Origin of the sequence: Streptococcus sp. k-90, assembly GCF_013277565.1 — a bacterium.
In the GTDB taxonomy this organism is placed as follows: domain Bacteria; phylum Bacillota; class Bacilli; order Lactobacillales; family Streptococcaceae; genus Streptococcus.
The window spans coordinates 1-263 of record NZ_VMNE01000046.1 but is presented as its reverse complement, the minus strand read 5'-3'; the positions used below and the strand labels follow the sequence as shown (position 1 = coordinate 263).

1 protein-coding gene is annotated in these 263 nt (G+C 34.2%); it reads left to right on the top strand.

Annotation, left to right across the window (positions count from 1 at the left end; genetic code table 11):
- On the top strand, window positions 1–233 hold a 233-nt coding region (locus HT734_RS09175), incomplete at its 5' end, for an IS3 family transposase (RefSeq protein ID WP_173278508.1).
- Between the last annotated feature and the right edge of the window lie 30 nt (window positions 234–263).

The window sequence follows — 263 nt, the reverse complement described above, 5'->3', positions numbered from 1 at the left end:
GAATTCAAGCATCCATGTCACGTAAGGGCAACAGCCCAGACAACGGTATGATGGAATCTTTCTTTGGCATTTTAAAATCCGAAATGTTTTATGGCCATGAGAAAAACTTTAAATCACTTAATCAATTGGAACAAGCCATTATAGACTATATCGATTACTACAACAACAAACGAATTAAGGTAAAACTAAAAGGACTTAGTCCTGTCCAATACAGAACTAAATCCTTTCAATAATTATTTGTCCAACTTTTTGGGATCAGTACA